17 protein-coding genes are annotated in these 21,372 nt (G+C 55.5%); 14 read left to right on the top strand and 3 right to left on the bottom strand.

What is annotated here, in order from left to right; all coding sequences use genetic code 11:
• Window position 1: 1 nt before the first annotated feature.
• A complete protein-coding gene (gene acrD / locus FDW92_RS07150) occupies window positions 2-3,115 on the bottom strand; it encodes a multidrug efflux RND transporter permease AcrD (protein WP_042306884.1) in 3,114 nt (1,037 codons plus the stop codon).
• A 184-nt stretch (window positions 3,116-3,299) separates the two neighbouring features.
• Window positions 3,300-4,997 (bottom strand): nitrate/nitrite two-component system sensor histidine kinase NarQ, encoded by a 1,698-nt coding sequence (gene narQ / locus FDW92_RS07145; protein WP_042306886.1) that lies wholly within the window; start codon window positions 4,995-4,997, stop codon window positions 3,300-3,302.
• Between the two features lie 263 nt (window positions 4,998-5,260).
• On the opposite strand from narQ, the gene aegA reads away from it, so the two are divergent.
• The 3 genes from aegA to FDW92_RS07130 all read left to right on the top strand — a co-directional run bounded on the left by aegA (window position 5,261) and on the right by FDW92_RS07130 (window position 9,050).
• Window positions 5,261-7,240 (top strand): formate-dependent uric acid utilization protein AegA, encoded by a 1,980-nt coding sequence (gene aegA, locus FDW92_RS07140; protein ID WP_042306888.1) that lies wholly within the window; start codon window positions 5,261-5,263, stop codon window positions 7,238-7,240.
• 67 nt (window positions 7,241-7,307) lie between these two features.
• Window positions 7,308-7,883 (top strand): GDP-mannose pyrophosphatase NudK, encoded by a 576-nt coding sequence (gene nudK / locus FDW92_RS07135; protein WP_006683526.1) that lies wholly within the window; start codon window positions 7,308-7,310, stop codon window positions 7,881-7,883.
• A gap of 123 nt (window positions 7,884-8,006) precedes the next feature.
• Window positions 8,007-9,050, top strand: a complete 1,044-nt coding sequence (locus tag FDW92_RS07130) for a DUF1176 domain-containing protein (RefSeq protein ID WP_042307205.1) — start codon at window positions 8,007-8,009, stop codon at window positions 9,048-9,050.
• Here the strand turns inward: FDW92_RS07130 and tkt are convergent.
• Window positions 9,040-11,034: a transketolase gene (tkt, locus tag FDW92_RS07125; protein WP_042306890.1), complete on the bottom strand. Its 1,995-nt coding sequence runs from the start codon at window positions 11,032-11,034 to the stop codon at window positions 9,040-9,042. The two genes, FDW92_RS07130 and tkt, sit on opposite strands and share 11 nt — an antisense overlap.
• Window positions 11,035-11,313: 279 nt before the next feature.
• Here tkt and maeB point away from each other — a divergent pair, with 279 nt between their 5' ends.
• The 11 genes from maeB (at window position 11,314) to eutG (ending at window position 21,264) form a co-directional block, all read left to right on the top strand.
• Complete coding sequence (maeB, locus tag FDW92_RS07120) at window positions 11,314-13,593, top strand: NADP-dependent oxaloacetate-decarboxylating malate dehydrogenase (protein ID WP_137400590.1); 2,280 nt, start codon at window positions 11,314-11,316, stop codon at window positions 13,591-13,593.
• Between the two features lie 159 nt (window positions 13,594-13,752).
• Window positions 13,753-14,088, top strand: coding sequence for an ethanolamine utilization microcompartment protein EutS (gene eutS / locus FDW92_RS07115; protein ID WP_003037995.1), 336 nt, complete (start codon window positions 13,753-13,755; stop codon window positions 14,086-14,088).
• A 12-nt stretch (window positions 14,089-14,100) separates the two neighbouring features.
• Entirely contained in the window at window positions 14,101-14,580 is a 480-nt protein-coding gene (eutP, locus tag FDW92_RS07110; RefSeq protein ID WP_042306895.1) for an ethanolamine utilization acetate kinase EutP, read from the top strand.
• Window positions 14,558-15,262, top strand: a complete 705-nt coding sequence (eutQ, locus tag FDW92_RS07105) for an ethanolamine utilization acetate kinase EutQ (RefSeq protein WP_042306897.1) — start codon at window positions 14,558-14,560, stop codon at window positions 15,260-15,262. The genes eutP and eutQ overlap by 23 nt, the downstream gene beginning before the upstream one ends.
• Before the next feature lie 9 nt (window positions 15,263-15,271).
• Window positions 15,272-16,075: an ethanolamine utilization cob(I)yrinic acid a,c-diamide adenosyltransferase EutT gene (gene eutT / locus FDW92_RS07100; protein WP_042306900.1), complete on the top strand. Its 804-nt coding sequence runs from the start codon at window positions 15,272-15,274 to the stop codon at window positions 16,073-16,075.
• Window positions 16,072-17,088, top strand: coding sequence for a phosphate acetyltransferase (pta, locus tag FDW92_RS07095; protein ID WP_042306902.1), 1,017 nt, complete (start codon window positions 16,072-16,074; stop codon window positions 17,086-17,088). Before eutT ends, pta begins: the two co-directional genes overlap by 4 nt.
• 36 nt (window positions 17,089-17,124) lie before the next feature.
• Window positions 17,125-17,418 (top strand): ethanolamine utilization microcompartment protein EutM, encoded by a 294-nt coding sequence (gene eutM, locus FDW92_RS07090; protein ID WP_003835054.1) that lies wholly within the window; start codon window positions 17,125-17,127, stop codon window positions 17,416-17,418.
• A gap of 114 nt (window positions 17,419-17,532) precedes the next feature.
• On the top strand, window positions 17,533-17,820 hold the full coding sequence (gene eutN / locus FDW92_RS07085) for an ethanolamine utilization microcompartment protein EutN (RefSeq protein ID WP_003038011.1): 288 nt from the start codon (window positions 17,533-17,535) through the stop codon (window positions 17,818-17,820).
• Window positions 17,821-17,831: 11 nt separating this feature from the next.
• A complete protein-coding gene (locus tag FDW92_RS07080; protein WP_042306904.1) occupies window positions 17,832-19,235 on the top strand; it encodes an aldehyde dehydrogenase family protein in 1,404 nt (467 codons plus the stop codon).
• Between the two features lie 12 nt (window positions 19,236-19,247).
• On the top strand, window positions 19,248-20,087 hold the full coding sequence (eutJ, locus tag FDW92_RS07075) for an ethanolamine utilization protein EutJ (RefSeq protein WP_038642530.1): 840 nt from the start codon (window positions 19,248-19,250) through the stop codon (window positions 20,085-20,087).
• Window positions 20,077-21,264, top strand: a complete 1,188-nt coding sequence (gene eutG / locus FDW92_RS07070; RefSeq protein WP_042306907.1) for an ethanolamine utilization ethanol dehydrogenase EutG — start codon at window positions 20,077-20,079, stop codon at window positions 21,262-21,264. The genes eutJ and eutG overlap by 11 nt, the downstream gene beginning before the upstream one ends.
• The last annotated feature ends 108 nt before the right edge of the window (window positions 21,265-21,372 follow it).

The raw sequence follows: 21,372 nt of genomic DNA, 5'->3' as shown, positions 1-21,372 counted from the left end.
ATTATTCTGGGCGTGGCTTCAATGGGAAGCGTCGGCGGACCAGCACAAAAAACAGGGGGACGAAGTAAATCGCCAGGATTGTGGCTGAAATCATCCCGCCCATTACGCCGGTCCCCACTGCATGTTGACCGCCGGAACCCGCGCCATTGCTGATGGCCATCGGCAACACCCCAAAGATAAACGCCAGCGACGTCATCAGAATCGGGCGTAAGCGCTGGCGACAGGCATGCAGCGTGGCGTCGAGCAGATCGTGTCCTTTCTCGTTCATCTCATTGGCGAATTCAACAATCAATATCGCGTTCTTCGCTGAAAGACCGATAACGGTTAATAACCCGACCTGGAAATAGACATCGTTTTCCAGACCGCGCATCCAGGTGGCCAGCAGCGCGCCAATTACCCCCAGCGGAACGACCAGCATGACGGAGAAGGGCACCGACCAGCTTTCGTACAGTGCCGCCAGGCACAGGAACACTACCAGCAGAGAAATGGCGTACAGGGCAGGTGCCTGAGAACCAGACAGTCGTTCCTGATAAGACATTGCCGTCCATTCGAGGCCAAATCCGGTCGGCAACTGTCGCACCAGCGACTCCATCACGTCCATTGCCGTACCGGTACTGACGCCGGGCGCGGCTTCACCGACAATCTCGACGGCAGAATAGCCGTTATAACGCTCCAGACGCGGTGAGCCGGTTTCCCAGCGCGAGGTGGCAAAGGCTGAGAAAGGCACCATGCCGCCGCTATTATTGCGGACGTACCACAAGTTGATGTCGTCCGGGAGCATGCGGTACTTCGCCGCCGCCTGGACGTAAACTTTCTTCACGCGACCGCGATCCATAAAGTCATTAACGTAGCTGGAGCCCCAGGCCGTTTGCAATGTATCGTTGATGTCGTCAATGGACACGCCCAGCGCCTGGGCTTTGCGCTGATCGATATCAATTTGCAATTGTGGACTGTCGTCGAGTCCGTTATGACGAACGCGGGTCAGGGATGAGTCTTTCCCGGCCAGCTCAATCAGCTTGTCGCGTGCGGCCATTAACGCGTCATGACCCGCGCCGGCGTGATCCTGCAGTTCCATATCAAAACCAGCCGAACTGCCGAGGCCGCTAATGGCCGGAGGGCTGCTGGCGAAGACGCGAGCCTCTTTAATCTTATTAAACGCTTTGGTCGCGCGTTCGATAATGGCGAAGGAAGTCCCGGTGGTGGCGTCACGCTCATCCCAGTCTTTTAAACGCACGAACATACGCGCCACGTTTTGTCCGTTCCCGCCGGGGCCGGATCCTACAGTGGAAAAGACCGACATAATATTGTCTTTTTCGTGGGTGAAGTAATACTTCTCTACTTCCTCTACCACTTTCAACGTTTGTTGTTGGGTGGAACCGCTGGGGAGCTGTATCGAGGTGGTAAACATGCCGCGGTCTTCCAGCGGCAGGAAGGAAGTCGGCAGACGCAGGAACAGGAAGACCATACCGCCGAGCAGCAGACCGTAGATCAGGATCCAGCGCAGGCTGCGATGCAGGATCCGGGCAACGCCTTTTTCGTAGCGTTCGGCATTGCGGTTAAACATGCGGTTAAACCAACCGAAGAAACCGGTTTGCCCGTGATGTTCGCCTTTATGCAGCGGTTTGAGTAGCGTGGCGCACAGGGCGGGGGTGAGAATCATCGCCACGAGAACGGACAGCACCATCGCGGAAACAATGGTAATCGAGAACTGGCGGTAAATCGCCCCGGTAGTGCCGCCGAAGAAGGCCATCGGGATAAACACCGCCGACAGCACCATGGCGATACCTACCAGCGCGCCCTGGATTTGCCCCATCGATTTCCGCGTCGCTTCACGCGGCGAGAGGCCTTCCTCACTCATAATTCGTTCTACGTTTTCCACTACCACAATGGCGTCATCCACCAGCAGACCGATCGCCAGCACCATCGCAAACATAGTTAACGTGTTCACGCTATAGCCAAAGGCGTAGAGCACGGAGAAGGTGCCCATCAGCACGACGGGAACGGCGATAGTGGGAATCAGCGTGGCGCGGAAGTTTTGCAGGAACAGGTACATGACCAAAAATACCAGCGCGATCGCTTCCAGCAGGGTTTTTACCACGTCGATGATTGAGGCTTTTACGAAGGAGGTGGTTTCATACGCCACCTTATATTCCAGTCCGTGTGGAAAATATTGCGACAGCTCGTTCAGACGGTTAATGACCAGCGTTGCCGTCGCCATTTCATTGGCGCCGGAGGCCAGCTTCACGCCCAGACCGGAGGCGGGATTACCGTTAAAGCGGCTGAGGTAATCATACTTCTCAGCCCCCATTTCGACCGTCGCCACGTCGCCCAGTTTAACTTCTGAACCGTCCTGGTTAACGCGTAGCGTAATATCGCGGAATTGATCCGGAGTCTGCAGCAGCGACTGGGCATTAATCGTCGCATTCAGCGCTTGTTTGTCCACTGAAGGCGTGCCGCCAAGCTGTCCGACAGCAATCTGCGCATTCTGTGACTCGATGGCATCGGTCACATCTTTGGCGGTCATCTGGAAGCTGTTAAGTTTGGCCGGGTCGAGCCAGATACGCATGGAGTATTGTGAACCGTAGGCGTCGATATCCCCCACGCCGTTTATACGACTGAGCGGGTCCTGAATATTACTCGCGACGTAATCGGCGATGTCCTGCTTATCCATGGAGCCATCGGTAGAGACGAAGGCGATGGTCAGAATATTTGTGTCCCCGGTTTTACGCACCGTGACCCCTTGATCCTGTACCGCCTGCGGCAACTTACGCATTGCCGATTGCAGCTGGTTTTGCACCTGCTGTACGGCTTCATCAGGATCGGTCCCGGCGACAAAGCTCAGCGTAACCGTCGCCTGGCCTGTCCCGCTGCTTTGTGATGACATGTACATCAGATTATCGAGACCAGTCATATTCTGCTCGATGACCTGAGTCACGGTGTTTTCCAGCGTTTGTGCAGATGCGCCAGGATAGTTGGCGGTTACCCGCACGTTGGGCGGGGCCAGATCGGGATATTGCTCAACGGGTAGTGAAAAAATAGCCAGGGCTCCTGTCAGGCACAACAGGATAGCTAACACCCAGGCAAAAATGGGGCGATCGATGAAAAAATTCGCCATTAAAAGGGGACCTCGTGTTTCTGCGTATCGTTATGGGTATGACTTGCTTCACTTTAGCGGCAAGGTACGAGCCAAACGTGGAGAAAAAAAGAAGATAATGTAAATTATCATGCCCGTTTACAGCATACCTTTTGTGCCAGCGCCGTCAGGCCTGGATCCAGGCCTGCAAGCGCTTTGCGGTTCTTTACGTTAGCCCACTGTCGGAGTCAGCCGAACGAAAACTGATGCTTACCAGCGTACCCCCGCCGGAGGGCTGCGAGAAGGTCAGCGTGCCACTCAGCCTTTCCGCTCGCTCACGCATAATATTTAATCCATAGTGCCCGGTAGGCTCATGCGGTTCGCCAATGCCGATGCCGTTATCGCGGACATAAACCGTATGATTGCCATCCGGCGCGGTGACGCAACTGACGGCAATTTCGGTTGCGTTAGCATGTTTAATCGCGTTCAGCACCGCTTCACGAACAATTTGCAACAGATGCACCTGCATTTGCGCATCCAGCGCCAGCGTAGGCAACCGACAATCGAGTGTGAGTTTAGCTGTGGTCTGATTTTGCAGCGTTTCCAGCATTTCATGCAGGGCGGAGGGTAAATCGGCCTGCTGTAAGGTCAGACGGAAGGTGGTCAGCAGCTCGCGCAATTGACGATAGGCATCATTCAGCGCCTGAGAGAAATCCGCCATAATGCTTTGCGCCGGAGCGTTATCCTCTGGAATCGAGCGCTTCAGCAGCGTGAGCTGAATGCGTAAATAAGAGAGCACCTGCGCCAGCGAGTCATGCAGTTCGCGTGCAATGGTCGCGCGCTCTTCCATTAATAACAGCTGCTGAAAATGTTTTTGCGCCTGGTTGAAGTACAACCCGCGTCCCAGCATTGATGATACGCTGTTGAGCAGCGGGGTCGAGGCATTGACGTTTGGACTTTGCCAGTGCAGTTCGCCGTAGACGGTTTCCTGCATCGTGACCGGCAGGATTTGCATTGGCAGCTCGGGGCTTTTGGTCCCTTCGCTAATCCGCCAGTTATCGCCGACGGTAAGCTCCAGGAAATACGCGGCGTCATGTTCGCGGACAATCTGTAAAATATGGCGGAAACAGTACACATCAATCTGGCTGGTGTTGAGCGCCTGAGAGCACTGATACAGCACCTCCAGGCGGCGATTAGCTTCGTGGAGATCGTGGGTTTTCTCTGCGACCGAGGCTTCCAGCGAGCGGTACAGCTTGTGTAACTCACTCGACATCTGGCTAAAGGTCTTGCCCAGCAGCCCCAGTTCGTTGGGTAAACCGGTATCCAGCGGCGGGATATCAAACTGACCGTGCTCAATGTGCTGGCTGGCCATTACCAGCTTATTTAGCGGCCGCACCACCTGCTGGCGAATGCGCCGCAGGGTAAAGAAAACCAAAGTGAATATGCCGATCCCGCCAGCCAGCGAAATACCAAAAACCAGCATCACTTTGCGTTCGGCGTAATGTTGCAGCGCCAGTACGAAGAGATCGATTTGATCGACATAGTTGTTGATATTAGCCTGGTACCATTTTAAATCGCCATCGATCAGACGGGCGTTCATTTCCAGCCAGTTTGCATGCAGTCGTCCATAGCGACTTTTCACCGCTTGCGGTACATACCACGCATTCAGATTTTGCAATGCCGACGAGTTTAGCGCCTGTTGGAAAAGTTGGCGGTGAGCGTTGAGTTGCGGGCTTTGGCTTTGCAGATCGTAACCCAGACGGTAGCTTTGCATGCGCAATGAGCCAGCAACGTTGATGGCTTCAGCATCCCGCAAGCTGCTGGTCAGCGTGAGCAGCGCAATACCCGTTGAGAGAATCGACAACAGCACGATGTAGAAAAAAGCCTTGGCCAGACTGGCCGAGACCGGACGCTTTACCGTCACTTGTGCATCCTCACACACTACACGTCGCGCCTTGATTCAGCCCGAACGATGCGGTGTAGTTGATAAATGTTAATAAAACGCCATGAAACTGGATGGTAACTGAAACACAATTTCATATGCGATGAAATAAATTGATCTGCCACAGGTTCTGGATAAATAGTTGTGCTTCCTGGGCAAATGAACATTGCCGCTTCCTTCCGTGTCGGTTAATAACAACAGTCATATAAAGAATAAGGTTTTTGCAACCAAAAAAGAAGGAAGCCATGAATCGTTTTATTATGGTCAATAGCCAGCAGTGCCTGGGTTGCCATGCCTGTGAGGTCGCCTGCGTCATGGCTCACAATGGCGAGCAGCATGTCCTGAGCCCGCGGCATTTTCAGCCCCGAATTACCGTCATCAAGCATCAGCAACAACGCAGTGCGGTGACCTGCCACCACTGTGAAGATGCGCCCTGCGCCAGAAGTTGCCCAAATGGGGCAATCAGCCATGAAAACGACAGCGTGCAGGTGAACCCGCAAAAATGTATTGGCTGCAAATCGTGCGTCGTGGCTTGTCCCTTTGGCACGATGCAGATCGTACTCACTCCCGTGGCTAAAGGAAAGGTGAAAGCGACAGCGCATAAATGCGACTTATGTCAGGGGCGTGAAGAGGGGCCCGCCTGCGTGGAAAACTGTCCGGCACAGGCGTTACAGTTGGTGACGGAAAACGCGCTTACCGGTCTGTCAAAAGCGCGCAGACTGCGTACAGCCAGTCTGGAGAGTCAGCCCTGGCACAGTAGCGCTACCGATTTTGTTCAGGATGCCATCACCAAACGTGAGCAAATGCAGGCGACGCCTGCGCGTGGTGAGCCGGACAAGCTGGCGATTGAAGCCCGTAAAACCAGCTTTGAAGAGATCTATCTGCCGTTTCGTACGGCGCAGGCGGAACGGGAAGCATCCCGCTGTCTGAAATGCGGCGACCACAGTATTTGCGAATGGACCTGCCCACTGCATAACCATATTCCGCAGTGGATAGAACTGGTCAAAGCCGGGAACATTGACGCGGCGGTTGAGCTTTCTCATCAGACCAACTGTCTGCCGGAAGTGACCGGGCGCGTGTGTCCCCAGGATCGGCTCTGCGAAGGGGCATGTACGGTGCGTAACGAGCATGGCGCGGTGACTATCGGTAATATTGAGCGTTATATTTCTGATCGGGCGCTGAGTAAAGGTTGGCGACCGGACTTAAGCCACGTACAGAAAGTGGATAAGCGCGTCGCGATTATCGGCGCGGGTCCGGCGGGCCTGGCCTGTGCGGATGTGTTAGCGCGAAACGGCGTTAGCGCCACCGTGTACGATCGCCATCCTGAAATCGGCGGTTTGCTGACGTTTGGCATACCGGCCTTCAAGCTCGACAAAACGCTGCTGGCGCGTCGCCGTGAAATCTTCAGCGCCATGGGTATTCATTTCGAACTTAACTGCGAAGTGGGCAAGGATGTGGCGCTGGCGACGCTGCTGGAAGAGTACGATGCCGTGTTTGTGGGCGTGGGGACCTATCGTTCCATGAAGGCGGACCTGCCGAATGAAGACGCGCCTGGTGTTTATGATGCGCTGCCGTTCCTGATTGCCAACACGAAACAGGTGATGGGGCTGGATGAACTGCCTGAAGAACCGTTTATTGATACCGCCGGGTTGAATGTGGTTGTCCTGGGCGGAGGCGATACGGCAATGGACTGCGTTCGCACTGCGCTGCGTCACGGCGCAAGTCAGGTAACCTGCGCCTATCGTCGTGATGAAGCCAACATGCCGGGTTCGAAAAAAGAGGTAAAAAACGCGCGTGAAGAGGGGGCGAACTTTGAGTTTAACGTCCAGCCGGTTGAACTGGTGTTGAATGCCGATGGACGAGTCAGCGGCGTGCGTTTCTTACGTACCCAGCTTGGCGAGCCGGACGCGAATGGGCGTCGACGTCCGGTGCCGATCGCCGGGAGTGAGTTTGTTATGCCCGCAGACGCGGTGATCATGGCGTTTGGTTTCCACCCGCACGGTATGCCGTGGCTGGAGACGCATGGCGTTAAGGTCGATAACTGGGGACGGATTGCCGCCAACGTTGAGAGCGCGTACCGTTATCAAACCAGTAATCCGAAAATTTTTGCCGGCGGAGATGCGGTACGCGGTGCGGACCTGGTGGTCACGGCGATGGCCGAAGGGCGGCATGCTGCCCAAGGGATCGTTGACTGGCTGGGCGTAAAATCAGTCAAATCTCACTAGCCGAAGGTCAAGACAAACCCGGTTTCACGGCGTAGTATTATTTTTCACTTCTCGCCGTGGAGCCGGTATGTCGCAAAAAATTACCCTCATCAAAGATAAAGTCCTTTCTGATAACTACTTCATCCTGCGCAATATCACCTATGACCTGACCCGAAGTAATGGGGAGGTGATTCGTCACAAACGCGAGGTTTACGATCGCGGCAACGGTGCGACTATTCTGTTGTATAACGCTGAGAAAAAAACCGTGGTGCTCATCCGTCAGTTCCGCGTCGCGACCTGGGTCAACGGTAACGAAGACGGCCAACTGATTGAAACCTGCGCCGGGCTACTGGATAACGACGAACCGGAAGCGTGTATTCGTAAAGAGGCGATTGAAGAGACCGGCTATGAAGTGGGTGAAGTGCGTAAACTGTTCGAACTCTACATGTCTCCGGGCGGCGTAACGGAGCTGATCCATTTCTTTATCGCGCAATACAGCGACAGTCAACGGGCAAACGCAGGCGGCGGTGTTGAAGATGAAGATATTGAGGTTCTGGAGCTACCGTTCACGCAGGCACTGGAAATGATTAAAACGGGTGAGATCCGTGACGGCAAAACGGTGCTGTTGTTGAATTACCTGCAGTCGTCGCACCTGATGGATTAACCTTCAGTATTAATATTTCTTTACAAATAGACGGCCAATCCGACGATTCTTATTGAGCCACATCAGTCGCGCAAGGAAGATACCGCTTAGGCTGTGTGTTTTGATTTCGGGGTTGTACCGTCCATGCGCTATCGCGTCATTTTCTTTTTCCTGCTCGGGCTGCTACCCGTTCGTTTGCTGTGGGCCGCGCCCGCGCAGCAGGCTTTTTCTGATTGGCAGGTGACGTGTAACAACCAGAATTTTTGCGTGGCGCGCAATACCGGAGAACATCACGGCCTGGTCATGACCCTCAGCCGCAGCGCCGGGGCGCACACCGATGCCGTGTTGCGTATTGAACTGGGAGGGCTGGAGCCTTCCCATGTTAAAGAGAGCGAAATTGCGTCGCGTCTGTTGCTGGATGGCGACTCGCTTGCGCTTAGCGGTGAGCACTGGCGTATTACGCCCTGGCAACTGATGACCGATGATCCGGCAACTATTAGCGCATTTTTACAAACTGTACAGGACGCGAAGGCAATAACCCTGCAAAAAGGCGCGCAAAATCTTTCACTGATCGGATTAAAAGCAGCATTGCTGTTTATCGATGCCCAGCAAAAACGCGTGGGGAGCGAAACCGCCTGGATCGAAAAAGGTGATGAGCCGCCGCTCAGCGTACCGCCAGCCCCGGCCCTGAAAGGTGTGGCTGTCATTAACCCAACGCCAACGCCCTTAACACAACAAGAGCGCAGCGAGCTGCTGGATTATGGTAACTGGCGCATCAATGGTATTCGCTGCTCGATCGATCCACTGCGTCGCGAGATGCGCGTCACGGCCCTGACGGATGATAAAGCGCTACTGATGATCGGCTGTGAAGCCGGGGCGTATAACACTATCGATCTGGCGTGGATTGTTTCGCGCGCAAAACCGTTAACTTCCAGTGCCGTACGTTTGAGTCTGCCATTTAAAACGGATGCCGAAAGTCGGGATATGGAGCTGACCAACGCCACATTTGACGAGAAGTCGCGAGAACTGGTTACCCTCGCCAAAGGACGAGGGATGGCAGATTGCGGTATCCAGACGCGCTGGCGCTATGATGGACAGCGGTTTCGCCTGGCGCGTTATGCCCAGGAACCAAGTTGCGATAACTGGCATGGGCCAGATGCCTGGCCCACATTGTGGATCACGCGTTAAGCACTTTATGCGCTTTGGCCACGATGTTATCCACCGTAAAGCCGAAGAACGGGAACAACTTATCTGCCGGAGCCGATTCTCCATAACCGGTCATGCCGACAATTGCCCCTTTTAGACCGACATATTTGTACCAGTAATCGGCAATGCCTGCTTCCACCGCCACGCGCGCGCTGACGTTTATCGGTAAGACAGATTCCCGGTACGCCTCATCCTGAGCGTCAAAAATATCGGTTGAGGGCAGAGAAACCACGCGCACGTTACGGCCTTCACCGGTCAGTTTTTCCGCTGCCAGCAGCGTGATTTCCATTTCTGAACCGGTAGCAATCAAAATAATATCCGGTTTACCGCCGTTGTCCTTCAGCACATATCCCCCGCGGGCAATCTGCTGCACCTGTTCAGGCGTACGCTCAACCTGCGCCAGATTTTGTCTGGAGAGGATTAGCGCCGTTGGCCCGTCATGGCGTTCGACCGCCAGCTTCCAGCCTACTGCCGCCTCAACCTGATCGCACGGTCGCCAGGTGCTGAAATTAGGTGTCAGACGCAGGCTGGCGAGCTGTTCAACGGCCTGGTGCGTAGGACCATCCTCCCCCAGACCAATCGAGTCGTGGGTATAAACCATGATTTGTCTGGCCTTCATCAGCGCCGCCATGCGCGCGGCATTACGGGCATATTCGACAAACATCAGGAACGTGGCGGTGTAAGGCACAAAGCCACCGTGATGGGCGATACCGTTAGCAATCGCGGTCATGCCAAACTCCCGCACGCCATAGTGGATGTAATTTCCGGCTGGATCCTCTTTAAGCGACGTAGATCCTTTCCAAATGGTCAGGTTGCTCGGCGCCAGATCCGCCGAGCCGCCAAGCAGCTCAGGCAGAATCGGCCCGTAGGCGTTCAGGGTATTTTGCGAGGCCTTACGGGTGGCGATTTTGGCCGGATTTGCCTGTAAGTCGGTAATGTACTTCTGGGTTGTTTCTTCCCACTGTTCCGGCAGCCCGCCGCTCATTCGACGGGTAAATTCAGCCGCCAGCTCCGGGTGTGCTTGTTGATACGCCGCGAATTTCTCATTCCAGGCCTGTTGCGCTTTTTCGCCTTTTTCCCGTGCATCCCACGCCCGGTAAATCTCTTTGGGGATCTCAAAAGCAGGATGGTGCCACCCCAGCTTCTGTCGGGTTAGCGCCACTTCTTCTTCACCCAGCGCGGCGCCGTGCGCTTCTTCTTTCCCGGCTTTATTCGGTGAGCCAAAACCAATCACCGTGCGGCAGATAATCAGCGATGGCTTATCGGTAACAGCCTGCGCTTCCTGAATCGCTTTTTTCACCGCCTCAGGATCATGACCATCAATCTCATGCACCACATGCCAGTGATAGGCCTCAAAGCGTTTTGCGGTATCGTCGGTAAACCAGCCGTCGGTTTCGCCATCAATCGAGATGCCGTTGTGATCGTAGAAGCCGATCAGTTTGCCCAGTCCCAGGGTTCCCGCCAGGGAACAAACCTCGTGGGAAATCCCCTCCATCAGGCAGCCGTCGCCCATAAACACCCAGGTATAGTGGTTAACAATCTCATGATCCGGCTGGTTAAATTGCGCAGCCAGCGTGCGTTCGGCAATCGCCAGGCCAACCGCGTTGGCTAAACCCTGACCCAGCGGGCCGGTGGTGGTTTCCACGCCCGGCGTGTAGCCGATTTCCGGATGCCCTGGCGTCTTCGAATGCAGTTGGCGGAAGTTCTTCAACTCCTCTAACGGCAAATCGTAGCCGGAAAGATGCAGCAGACTGTAAAGCAGCATTGAAGCGTGACCATTGGACAGAATAAACCGGTCACGATCGTACCAGGTGGGATCGGTCGGGTTATGGCGGAGGAAATCATTCCACAGTACTTCGGCGATATCGGCCATACCCATTGGTGCGCCGGGGTGGCCTGAGTTAGCTTTTTGTACGGCATCCATACTTAGCGCACGAATGGCATTGGCAAGCTCTTTACGGGTCATAGGAAATACTCCTTGAAAAGTAAAGCGTTAGATGCGTGTGTTAATTCACACTTTTGGGAAAATTGCGGGCTGCACACGCAAAAAGCATAGCAGACAAGCATGGCATTGCTGGATTAAGCAGGTAACATGGCTGTTATAAGTTGATAACAAATTCTTTCTTTGAATGGCGAGAGTTTGGGGACCTTCAAAGTTTGGGCCGCTGACTGAGGTGATAATGTGCGGCTCGTAGCATGGTTACCCGCGCCACTTTTTTGATCGACACGTGAAAGGAACAACAAGATGGATGACCAGTTAAAACAAAGCGCCCTCGATTTCCACGAATTTCCAGTACCAGGTAAAATTCAGGTTTCTCCGACCAAGCCTCTTGCAACACAGCGCGATCTTGCTCTGGCCTACTCGCCAGGCGTTGCAGCGCCGTGTCTGGAAATTGAAAAGGACCCGCTGGCGGCCTATAAATACACCGCGCGCGGCAACCTGGTTGCGGTTATCTCCAACGGTACCGCGGTGCTGGGCCTGGGCAATATCGGCGCACTGGCTGGCAAACCGGTGATGGAAGGTAAAGGCGTTCTGTTTAAGAAATTCGCCGGGATTGACGTGTTCGATATCGAAGTGGATGAGCTCGATCCGGATAAATTTATCAATGTCGTGGCGGCTCTGGAGCCAACATTTGGCGGCATCAACCTCGAAGATATCAAAGCGCCGGAGTGCTTCTACATTGAGCAAAAACTGCGCGAGCGCATGAATATTCCGGTATTCCATGATGATCAGCACGGCACGGCGATCATCAGCACCGCCGCAATTCTGAACGGTCTGCGGGTGGTGGAGAAGAACATCTCTGACGTACGCATGGTGGTGTCCGGCGCAGGTGCGGCGGCGATTGCCTGTATGAACCTGCTGGTGGCGCTGGGGATGCAGAAACACAATATTGTGGTCTGCGACTCCAAAGGCGTGATTTACAAAGACCGCGAACCGAACATGGCGGAGACCAAAGCGGCTTACGCGGTAGTGGATGATGGTAAACGTACGCTGGATGATGTGATTGACGGCGCAGACATTTTCCTCGGCTGTTCTGGCCCGAAAGTGCTGACCCAGGAAATGGTCAAGAAGATGGCGCGAGCGCCAATGATCCTGGCACTCGCCAACCCGGAACCGGAAATCCTGCCGCCGCTGGCAAAAGAGGTGCGTTCCGACGCCATCATTTGTACCGGTCGCTCCGACTACCCGAACCAGGTTAACAACGTCCTGTGCTTCCCGTTCATCTTCCGCGGCGCGCTGGATGTCGGCGCTACCGCCATCAACGAAGAGATGAAACTGGCTGCAGTACACGCGATTGCTGAGCTGGCGCACGCCGAGCAGAGCGAGGTGGTGGCCTCTGCCTATGGCGACCAGGATCTGAGCTTTGGCCCGGAATACATCATTCCGAAACCGTTCGACCCACGTCTGATCGTCAAAATCGCCCCAGCGGTAGCAAAAGCGGCGATGGACTCCGGTGTGGCGACGCGTCCGATTGCTGACTTTGACGCTTATATCGATAAGCTGACCGAATTTGTCTACAAAACCAACCTGTTCATGAAGCCGATTTTCTCCCGGGCACGTAAAGCGCCGAAGCGCGTGGTGCTGACGGAAGGGGAAGAGGCGCGTGTGCTGCATGCGACTCAGGAGCTGATCACCTTAGGTCTGGCGAAGCCGATCCTGATTGGTCGTCCGAGCGTGATCGAAATGCGTATCCAGAAACTGGGGCTGCAGATCAAAGCCGGTGTCGATTTTGAAATCGTTAACAATGAGTCCGATCCGCGCTTTAAAGAGTACTGGAGCGAGTACTACCAGATCATGAAGCGCCGTGGTATTACCCAGGAGCAGGCGCAGCGTGCGGTGATTGCTAACACCACGGTGATCGGTGCGATCATGGTGCAGCGCGGTGAAGCGGATGCGATGATCTGCGGTACGATTGGCGACTATCATGAGCACTTCAGCGTAGTTAAAGAGGTGTTTGGTTACCGCGAAGGCGTGCATACGGCCGGAGCGATGAACGCTTTGCTGCTGCCAAGCGGTAACACCTTTATCGCCGACACCTACGTCAACGATGACCCTACGCCGGAGCAACTGGCTGAAATCGCCGTGATGGCGGCAGAAACCGTACGTCGCTTTGGTATTGAACCGAAGGTGGCATTACTGTCGCATTCCAACTTTGGCTCATCAAACTGTCCGTCGGCCAGCAAAATGCGTGAAGCGCTGGCGCTGATTAAGGCGCGTGCGCCAGAATTGATGATTGACGGTGAAATGCACGGTGATGCCGCGCTGGTGGAAAGTATCCGTAATGACCGTATGCCGGACAGCCCGTTGAAAGGCTCAGCGAATATTCTGGTGATGCCGAATATGGAGGCTGCTCGTATTAGTTACAACTTACTACGTGTTTCCAGCTCCGAAGGCGTAACGGTCGGCCCAGTGCTGATGGGGGTAGCGAAACCGGTTCACGTATTAACGCAGATCGCCTCTGTTCGTCGTATCGTTAATATGGTGGCGCTGGCCGTTGTAGAAGCTCAAACACAGCCGCTGTAATTTCACTTTAATTATTTCTGGCGCGGGTACCTCCCGCGCCTTTTTATTTTCCTTTTCTTAGTGATCCACTTCACCTTTTAAACCTGGTTGCCGAATTTTGTTATTTACTCTGACAAAAAATTGCCACGATGAGGGCAGTTTTAGCGGAGGCGGTGAGCAATGGAAAAAGAACGCATCATTCAGGAATTTGTGCCGGGGAAACAGGTCACGCTGGCGCATCTCATTGCGCACCCTGGCGAAGAACTGGCGAAAAAGATCGGCGTTCCCGAAGCGGGCGCCATCGGCATTATGACGCTGACGCCAGGAGAAACCGCGATGATAGCCGGTGATTTAGCCATGAAAGCGGCGGATGTACATATCGGCTTTCTCGATAGATTCAGCGGGGCGCTGGTGATTTATGGCTCGGTAGGCGCGGTAGAAGAAGCGCTATTACAGACGGTGAGCGGTCTGGGTCGGTTATTAAATTTCACGTTGTGCAACCTGACAAAAAGTTAATCAGAGGCGGCGATGAAACGTATTGCGTTTGTCGGTACGGTGGGCGCGGGGAAAACAACGCTCTTTAATGCGCTACAGGGGAATTATTCCCTCGCCAGAAAAACACAGGCCGTTGAGTTTAATGAAAATGGCGATATCGACACGCCTGGGGAATATTTTAGCCATCCGCGTTGGTACCACGCCTTAATTACCACGCTGCAGGATGTCGATACGTTGATTTATATACACGCGGCAAATGATAAAGAAAGTCGCTTACCTGCCGGGCTGTTGGATATCGGCGCCAGTAAACGACAAATCGCCGTTATCAGCAAAACGGACATGCCGGATGCCGACGTCGCCGCAACGCGACAACTACTTCGCGGGATGGGGTTTCATGAGCCGATTTTCGAGCTCAATAGCCATGACCCGCGCAGCGTGCAGCACCTGGTGGATTATCTGACTGAGCTCAGCCAAAAGGAGGAAAGGGCAGGTGAAAAAACTCATCACAGCTAACGATATTCGTGCGGCCCACGCACGCGGCGAACAGGAAATGTCGGTTGTTCTGCGCGCCAGCATCATCACCCCGGAGGCACGCGAAGTGGCGGAGCTGCTGGGCGTCACTATCCGTGAATGCGACGAATCCGCGCCAACTGCCGCCGCTGTTGCACCGGCTGCGGTGGATGATGGCAAAACGGAGAGCCAGCGCATTCGTGAAACCATCATTGCGCAATTGCCCGAAGGACAATTTACCGAAAGCCTGGTCGCGCAGCTGATGGACAAAGTCATGAAGGAGAAACAGTCGCTGGAGCAGGGCGGAATGCAGCCGAGCTTTAAATCGGTCACCGGCAAAGGCGGCGTCAAAGTCATCGACGGTAGCAGCGTGAAGTTTGGGCGTTTTGACGGCGCACAACCACACTGCGTTGGCTTAACCGATCTGGTGACCGACCAGGACGGTAGCAGCATGGCCGCCGGGTTCATGCAGTGGGATAACGCCTTTTTCCCATGGACGCTGAACTACGACGAAATCGACATGATTCTGGAAGGCGAGCTGCACGTTCGCCACGAAGGCGAAACCATGATTGCTAAAGCCGGGGACGTCATGTTTATCCCGAAAGGCTCCAGCATTGAATTTGGTACGCCATCGACGGTGAAGTTTCTGTATGTGGCCTGGCCTGCGAACTGGCAGTCCTGCTAAGGCGGATGTATGAAGGATTTCATTACCGAAGCATGGCTCAGAGCGAATCATACGCTCAGCGAGGGGGCTGAAATTCATCTCCCCGCTGATGCTCGCCTGACGCCGTCTGCCCGGGAATTACTGGAAAGCCGACATCTGCGCATTAAGTTTATCGACGAGCAGGGCAGCCTGTTTATTGATGACGAACAACAGCAGCCGCAGCCGGTGCATGGTTTAACCAGCAGCGATACCCATCCACAGGCCAGCTGCGAACTGTGTCATCAACCGGTGGCGAAGAAACCAGACACGCTGACGCATCTGACGGCTGACAAGATGGTGGCCAAAAGTGATCCACGTCTGGGATTTCGCGCCGCGCTGGACAGCACCATCGCGCTGGCCGTGTGGTTGCAGATCGAGCTGGCGGAACCGTGGCAGCCGTGGCTGGCGGATATCCGTTCGCGTCTGGGCAATATTATGCGCGCCGATGCTATGGATGAGCCGCTGGCCGCACAAGCTATCGTCGGTTTGAGCGACGAAGATTTACACCGGCTTTCACATCATCCGCTGCGCTATCTGGATCACGATCATCTGGTGCCTGAGGCCAGCCACGGACGTGATTGCGCGCTGCTGAATCTGCTGCGTACCAAAGTCCGTGAAACGGAGACGGTGGCGGCTCAGGTCTTCATTACCCGCAGTTTTGAAGTTATACGACCGGACATCATGCAGGCGCTCAATCGCCTTTCCAGTACGGTCTACGTGATGATGATTCTGAGCGTGGCGAAACATCCGCTGACGGTTAGCCAAATTCAACAACGACTGGGGGAGAAGCCATGATCATCGAACGTGCTCGTCAACTCGCCCAGCAAGCCCCTGCTCGGGTGGTGTTCCCGGATGCGCTGGATGTCCGGGTGCTGAAAGCCGCGAATTATCTGCATCAGCACGGTCTGGCACGCCCCATTCTTGTCGCCAGCCCATTTGCTTTGCGCCAGTTTGCTCTCAGCCATCGGGTGGCGATGGATGGTATCCAGGTTATCGATCCGCAAAGCAATCTGGCAATGCGCGAAGAGTTTGCGCTGCGCTGGCTGACCCGCGCGGGAGATAAAACGCCAGCCGATGCGCTGGAAAAGCTCAATGATCCGCTGATGTTCGCTGCGGCAATGGTCAGCGCGCGAGAAGCTGACGTCTGTATTGCCGGCAATCTGTCGTCAACAGCAAACGTGCTGCGCGCCGGGTTACGCATTATTGGGCTACAGCCGGGCTGTAAAACGCTGTCGTCGATTTTTCTGATGCTGCCGCAGTATCTCGGACCGTCATTAGGCTTTGCCGATTGCAGCGTCGTACCCCAGCCCACCGCTGCACAGCTGGCGGATATTGCGATTGCCAGCGCGCAGACCTGGCAGGCAATTACCGGTGAAGAGCCGCGCGTGGCCATGCTGTCGTTTTCAAGTAATGGCAGTGCCCGTCACCCCAACGTCGCTAACGTGCAGCAGGCGACCGAGATCGTTCGTGAACGTGCGCCGCAGCTTATCGTGGATGGCGAACTGCAATTTGATGCCGCCTTTGTTCCGGATGTCGCCGCGCAAAAAGCGCCTGCAAGTCCGTTAAAGGGTAATGCCAATGTGATGGTCTTCCCATCGCTTGAAGCAGGCAATATTGGTTACAAAATCGCCCAGCGTTTGGGAGGGTATCGTGCAGTCGGGCCACTGATCCAGGGGCTTGCCGCACCGCTTCATGACCTCTCTCGCGGCTGTAGCGTACAGGAAATTATCGAACTGGCGTTGGTGGCAGCAGTGCCGCGCCAGACTGACGTGAGTCGTGAAAACGCCTCACAAACACTGGTTGTTTAGGTCCCGTTCTGGACCCCTTAATGAGAGGAAAACACAATGGAAGCATTAGGAATGATTGAAACCCGGGGCCTGGTTGCACTGATTGAGGCTTCTGACGCAATGGTTAAAGCGGCACGCGTGAAACTGGTTGGCGTGAAGCAGATCGGTGGCGGTCTGGTCACTGCCATGGTCCGTGGCGACGTAGCGGCATGCAAAGCCGCAACGGACGCAGGTGCTGCGGCTGCACAGCGTATTGGCGAGCTGGTTTCCGTACATGTGATCCCGCGTCCGCATGGCGATCTGGAGGAAGTATTCCCGATCAGCTTTAAAGGCGACAGCAACGACATGTAAGTCGTCCATGTGACGCCACAGACTGTATTGCTGGCGTCACCCTCTCTCCTTTTCACATTACCTTCTGCGGAGGGTAGGGGGAGGTTTTACCTGAAATATGCCACGGAGGCGCGTATGAAACTGGCAATCGTCACAGGACAAATTGTTTGTACCGTACGCCATCAGGGGCTCGCGCACGACAAGTTGCTGATGGTGGAAATGATTGATGCCCAGGGTAACCCCGACGGGCAATGTGCTGTTGCTATCGACAGCATCGGGGCGGGAACCGGAGAGTGGGTGCTGCTGGTCAGCGGAAGCTCAGCCCGTCAGGCGCACCGTAACGAATCATCACCTGTCGATCTGTGCGTGATTGGCATTGTCGATGAAGTGGTGGCAGGTGGTCAGGTGATCTTCCATAAATAAGGCAGAAAATCATGAATCAACAGGATATTGAACAGGTCGTGAAAGCGGTACTGCTGAAAATGAAAGACAGCAGCCAACCCGTCAGTGCCGTTCAAGAAATGGGCGTTTTTGCCTCCCTGGATGACGCAGTGGCGGCAGCAAAACTGGCCCAGCAAGGGCTGAAAAGCGTTGCCATGCGCCAACTGGCTATCACGGCGCTACGTGAGGCGGGCGAAAAGCACGCCAGAGAATTAGCGGAACTTGCCGTCACAGAAACCGGCATGGGACGCGTTGAGGATAAATTTGCCAAAAACGTGGCGCAGGCACGCGGCACGCCGGGAGTGGAATGTCTGTCTCCACAGGTCCTGACCGGCGATAACGGCCTGACGCTGATTGAAAATGCGCCGTGGGGCGTGGTGGCCTCGGTGACACCGTCCACCAACCCGGCCGCAACCGTTATTAACAATGCCATTAGCCTGATCGCAGCTGGCAACAGCGTGGTCTTCGCGCCGCATCCGGCGGCGAAAAAAGTTTCTCAGCGCGCCATCACCCTGCTTAACCAGGCGGTGGTCGCTGCAGGCGGTCCGGCAAACCTGCTGGTCACCGTTGCCAATCCGGATATCGAAACCGCCCAGCGTCTGTTCAAGTACCCAGGCATCGGCCTGCTGGTCGTCACCGGTGGCGAAGCCGTAGTGGATGCCGCGCGTAAACACACCAACAAACGTTTGATTGCTGCCGGTGCGGGTAACCCGCCGGTGGTGGTGGATGAAACGGCCGACCTGGCACGCGCGGCGCAGTCGATCGTCAAAGGCGCGTCGTTTGACAACAACATTATCTGCGCCGACGAAAAAGTGCTGATTGTGGTCGACAGCGTCGCCGATGAGCTGATGCGTCTGATGGAAAGCCAGCATGCGGTGAAATTGACCGCGGCCCAAGCTGAACAGCTGCAACCAGTGCTGCTGAAAAATATCGATGAGCGCGGTAAAGGCACGGTCAGTCGTGACTGGGTAGGGCGCGACGCAGGAAAAATCGCTGCGGCGATTGGTCTGAACGTACCGGAGCAAACCCGGCTGTTATTCGTCGAAACCTCCGCGACGCATCCGTTTGCCGTCACCGAACTGATGATGCCGGTTCTGCCGGTCGTGCGGGTCGCTAACGTCGATGAAGCCATTGAACTGGCGGTCAAGCTTGAAGGCGGCTGCCACCATACGGCGGCGATGCACTCACGCAACATCGACAATATGAACCGCATGGCGAACGCCATTGATACCAGCATTTTCGTTAAGAACGGGCCGTGTATTGCCGGTCTGGGACTTGGCGGCGAAGGCTGGACCACGATGACCATTACCACGCCAACCGGGGAAGGGGTGACCAGCGCGCGTACGTTTGTGCGTCTGCGTCGCTGTGTGTTGGTGGACGCCTTCAGAATTGTATAAGGAGTAAAAGAGATGGCGCACGACGAACAACGTTGGCTGACACCCAGACTGCAAAAAGCAGCCACGCTATGCAACCAGACGCCTGCTGAGAGCGAATCACCGCTATGGTTGGGCGTTGATTTGGGGACGTGTGATGTGGTGTCGATGGTCGTCGACGGTGACGGGCAGCCGGTAGCGGTTTGCCTCGACTGGGCCGATGTCGTGCGCGATGGCATCGTCTGGGATTTCTTCGGCGCAGTAACCATTGTTCGTCGCCATCTCGATACGCTTGAACAACAGCTGGGTTGCCGCTTTACCCATGCGGCAACCTCGTTTCCACCGGGAACGGACCCACGAATCTCCATTAACGTGCTGGAGTCAGCCGGACTTGAAGTGAGTCATGTGCTCGACGAGCCGACCGCCGTGGCGGATCTGTTGCAGCTCGATAACGCTGGTGTGGTGGATATTGGTGGCGGTACCACCGGGATTGCCATTGTTAAACAGGGCAAAGTGACCTACTCCGCCGATGAAGCGACCGGTGGGCATCACATTTCTCTGACGCTGGCCGGTAACCGCCGTATCCAACTGGAAGAAGCCGAACAGTACAAACGTAGCAACGGTCAGGAAATCTGGCCGGTGGTTAAGCCGGTCTACGAAAAGATGGCGGAAATCGTGGCTCACCATATAGCCGGACAGGGCGTTACCGATTTATGGCTGGCCGGCGGTTCCTGCATGCAGCCGGGCGTGGATGAGCTGTTCCGTAAGCGCTTCCCGGAACTGCAGGTGCATTTACCCCAGCACAGCCTGTTTATGACCCCGCTGGCGATTGCCAACAGCGGAAAAGAAAAAGCGGAAGGAATCTATGCAAGCTGAATTGCAGACCGCGCTCTTTCAGGCATTCGACACCCTGAATCTGCAACGCGTAAAAACGTTTAGCGTCCCACCGGTCACCCTTTGCGGACTCGGAGCGCTCAGTACCTGCGGACAGGAAGCACAAACGCGCGGACTGACGCACATGTTTGTCATGGTAGACAGCTTCCTGCATCAGGCGGGAATGACCGCTGCGCTGGAACGCAGCCTGGCGATGAAAGGTGTGGCGATGACGCTGTGGCCATGTCCGGTGGGCGAACCGTGCATTACGGATGTCTGCGCCGCGGTCGCGCAACTGCGTGAATCGAAGTGCGACGGCGTGGTGGCCTTTGGCGGTGGCTCTGTACTGGATGCCGCTAAAGCAGTGGCGTTGCTGGTGACTAATCCCACGCAGACCCTGGCTGACATGGATGAGCGCAGCGCGTTACGTCCGCGTTTGCCGCTGATTGCCGTACCAACTACCGCCGGAACGGGGTCGGAAACCACTAACGTCACGGTGATTATCGACGCCGCGACCGGACTTAAAAAAGTGCTGGCGCATGCGTCGTTGATGCCGGATGTGGCGATTCTTGACGCCGCGCTAACGGAAGGCGTACCCGCACACGTCACGGCGATGACCGGGATCGATGCGCTGACGCATGCCGTTGAAGCGTATAGCGCCCTGAACGCGACGCCGTTTACCGACAGCCTGGCGATTGGCGCGATTGCGATGATCGGCAAATCGCTGCCGAAGGCCGTTGGCTATGGGCAGGATCTGGCGGCGCGGGAAAGCATGCTGCTGGCCTCCTGTATGGCCGGGATGGCGTTTTCCAGCGCGGGGCTGGGCCTGTGCCATGCGATGGCCCACCAGCCGGGTGCGACGTTGCACATTCCGCACGGGCAGGCTAACGCCATGCTGCTGCCCACGGTAATGGGGTTCAACCGCATGGTGTGTCGCGAACGCTTCAGTCATATCGGACGGGCGTTAACCAACAAGAAGTCGGACGATCGCGATGCCATCAACGCCGTCAGCGAGCTGATTAGCGAAGTGGGCCAGACCAGACGGCTCTCCGACGTTGGGGCAAAGCCCGAGCATTACAGCGCATGGGCTGACGCCGCGCTGGAGGATATTTGTATTCGCAGTAACCCACGCACCGCCACACAGGCACAGATTATCGACCTGTACGTGGCTGCCGGGTAATGCCTGTAGGCCGGATAAGGTGCTCGCACCGCCATCCGGCAATAACACGGCGTTAATGCCGGAGGCGACGTAAACGTCTTATCCGGCCTACAAATCACAAATGACAGG

Source organism: Citrobacter sp. wls706, from assembly GCF_005281305.1.
Taxonomy (GTDB): Bacteria; Pseudomonadota; Gammaproteobacteria; order Enterobacterales; family Enterobacteriaceae; genus Citrobacter; species Citrobacter werkmanii.
The sequence above is the reverse complement of the archived record's forward strand: the minus strand, read 5'-3'. Positions and strand labels throughout refer to the sequence as shown.

What these genes read in the sequence shown, in the direction of transcription:
- eutG (WP_042306907.1), top strand. Translation starts at nt 20,077, where the DNA reads ATGCAAGCTGAATTGCAGACCGCGCTCTTTCAGGCATTCGACACCCTG.
- nudK (WP_006683526.1), top strand. Translation starts at nt 7,308, where the DNA reads ATGTCGCAAAAAATTACCCTCATCAAAGATAAAGTCCTTTCTGATAAC.
- FDW92_RS07080 (WP_042306904.1), top strand. Translation starts at nt 17,832, where the DNA reads ATGAATCAACAGGATATTGAACAGGTCGTGAAAGCGGTACTGCTGAAA.
- FDW92_RS07130 (WP_042307205.1), top strand. Translation starts at nt 8,007, where the DNA reads ATGCGCTATCGCGTCATTTTCTTTTTCCTGCTCGGGCTGCTACCCGTT.
- eutM (WP_003835054.1), top strand. Translation starts at nt 17,125, where the DNA reads ATGGAAGCATTAGGAATGATTGAAACCCGGGGCCTGGTTGCACTGATT.
- eutN (WP_003038011.1), top strand. Translation starts at nt 17,533, where the DNA reads ATGAAACTGGCAATCGTCACAGGACAAATTGTTTGTACCGTACGCCAT.
- maeB (WP_137400590.1), top strand. Translation starts at nt 11,314, where the DNA reads ATGGATGACCAGTTAAAACAAAGCGCCCTCGATTTCCACGAATTTCCA.
- pta (WP_042306902.1), top strand. Translation starts at nt 16,072, where the DNA reads ATGATCATCGAACGTGCTCGTCAACTCGCCCAGCAAGCCCCTGCTCGG.
- eutJ (WP_038642530.1), top strand. Translation starts at nt 19,248, where the DNA reads ATGGCGCACGACGAACAACGTTGGCTGACACCCAGACTGCAAAAAGCA.
- aegA (WP_042306888.1), top strand. Translation starts at nt 5,261, where the DNA reads ATGAATCGTTTTATTATGGTCAATAGCCAGCAGTGCCTGGGTTGCCAT.
- eutS (WP_003037995.1), top strand. Translation starts at nt 13,753, where the DNA reads ATGGAAAAAGAACGCATCATTCAGGAATTTGTGCCGGGGAAACAGGTC.
- tkt (WP_042306890.1), bottom strand. Translation starts at nt 11,034, where the DNA reads ATGACCCGTAAAGAGCTTGCCAATGCCATTCGTGCGCTAAGTATGGAT.
- eutP (WP_042306895.1), top strand. Translation starts at nt 14,101, where the DNA reads ATGAAACGTATTGCGTTTGTCGGTACGGTGGGCGCGGGGAAAACAACG.
- acrD (WP_042306884.1), bottom strand. Translation starts at nt 3,115, where the DNA reads ATGGCGAATTTTTTCATCGATCGCCCCATTTTTGCCTGGGTGTTAGCT.
- eutT (WP_042306900.1), top strand. Translation starts at nt 15,272, where the DNA reads ATGAAGGATTTCATTACCGAAGCATGGCTCAGAGCGAATCATACGCTC.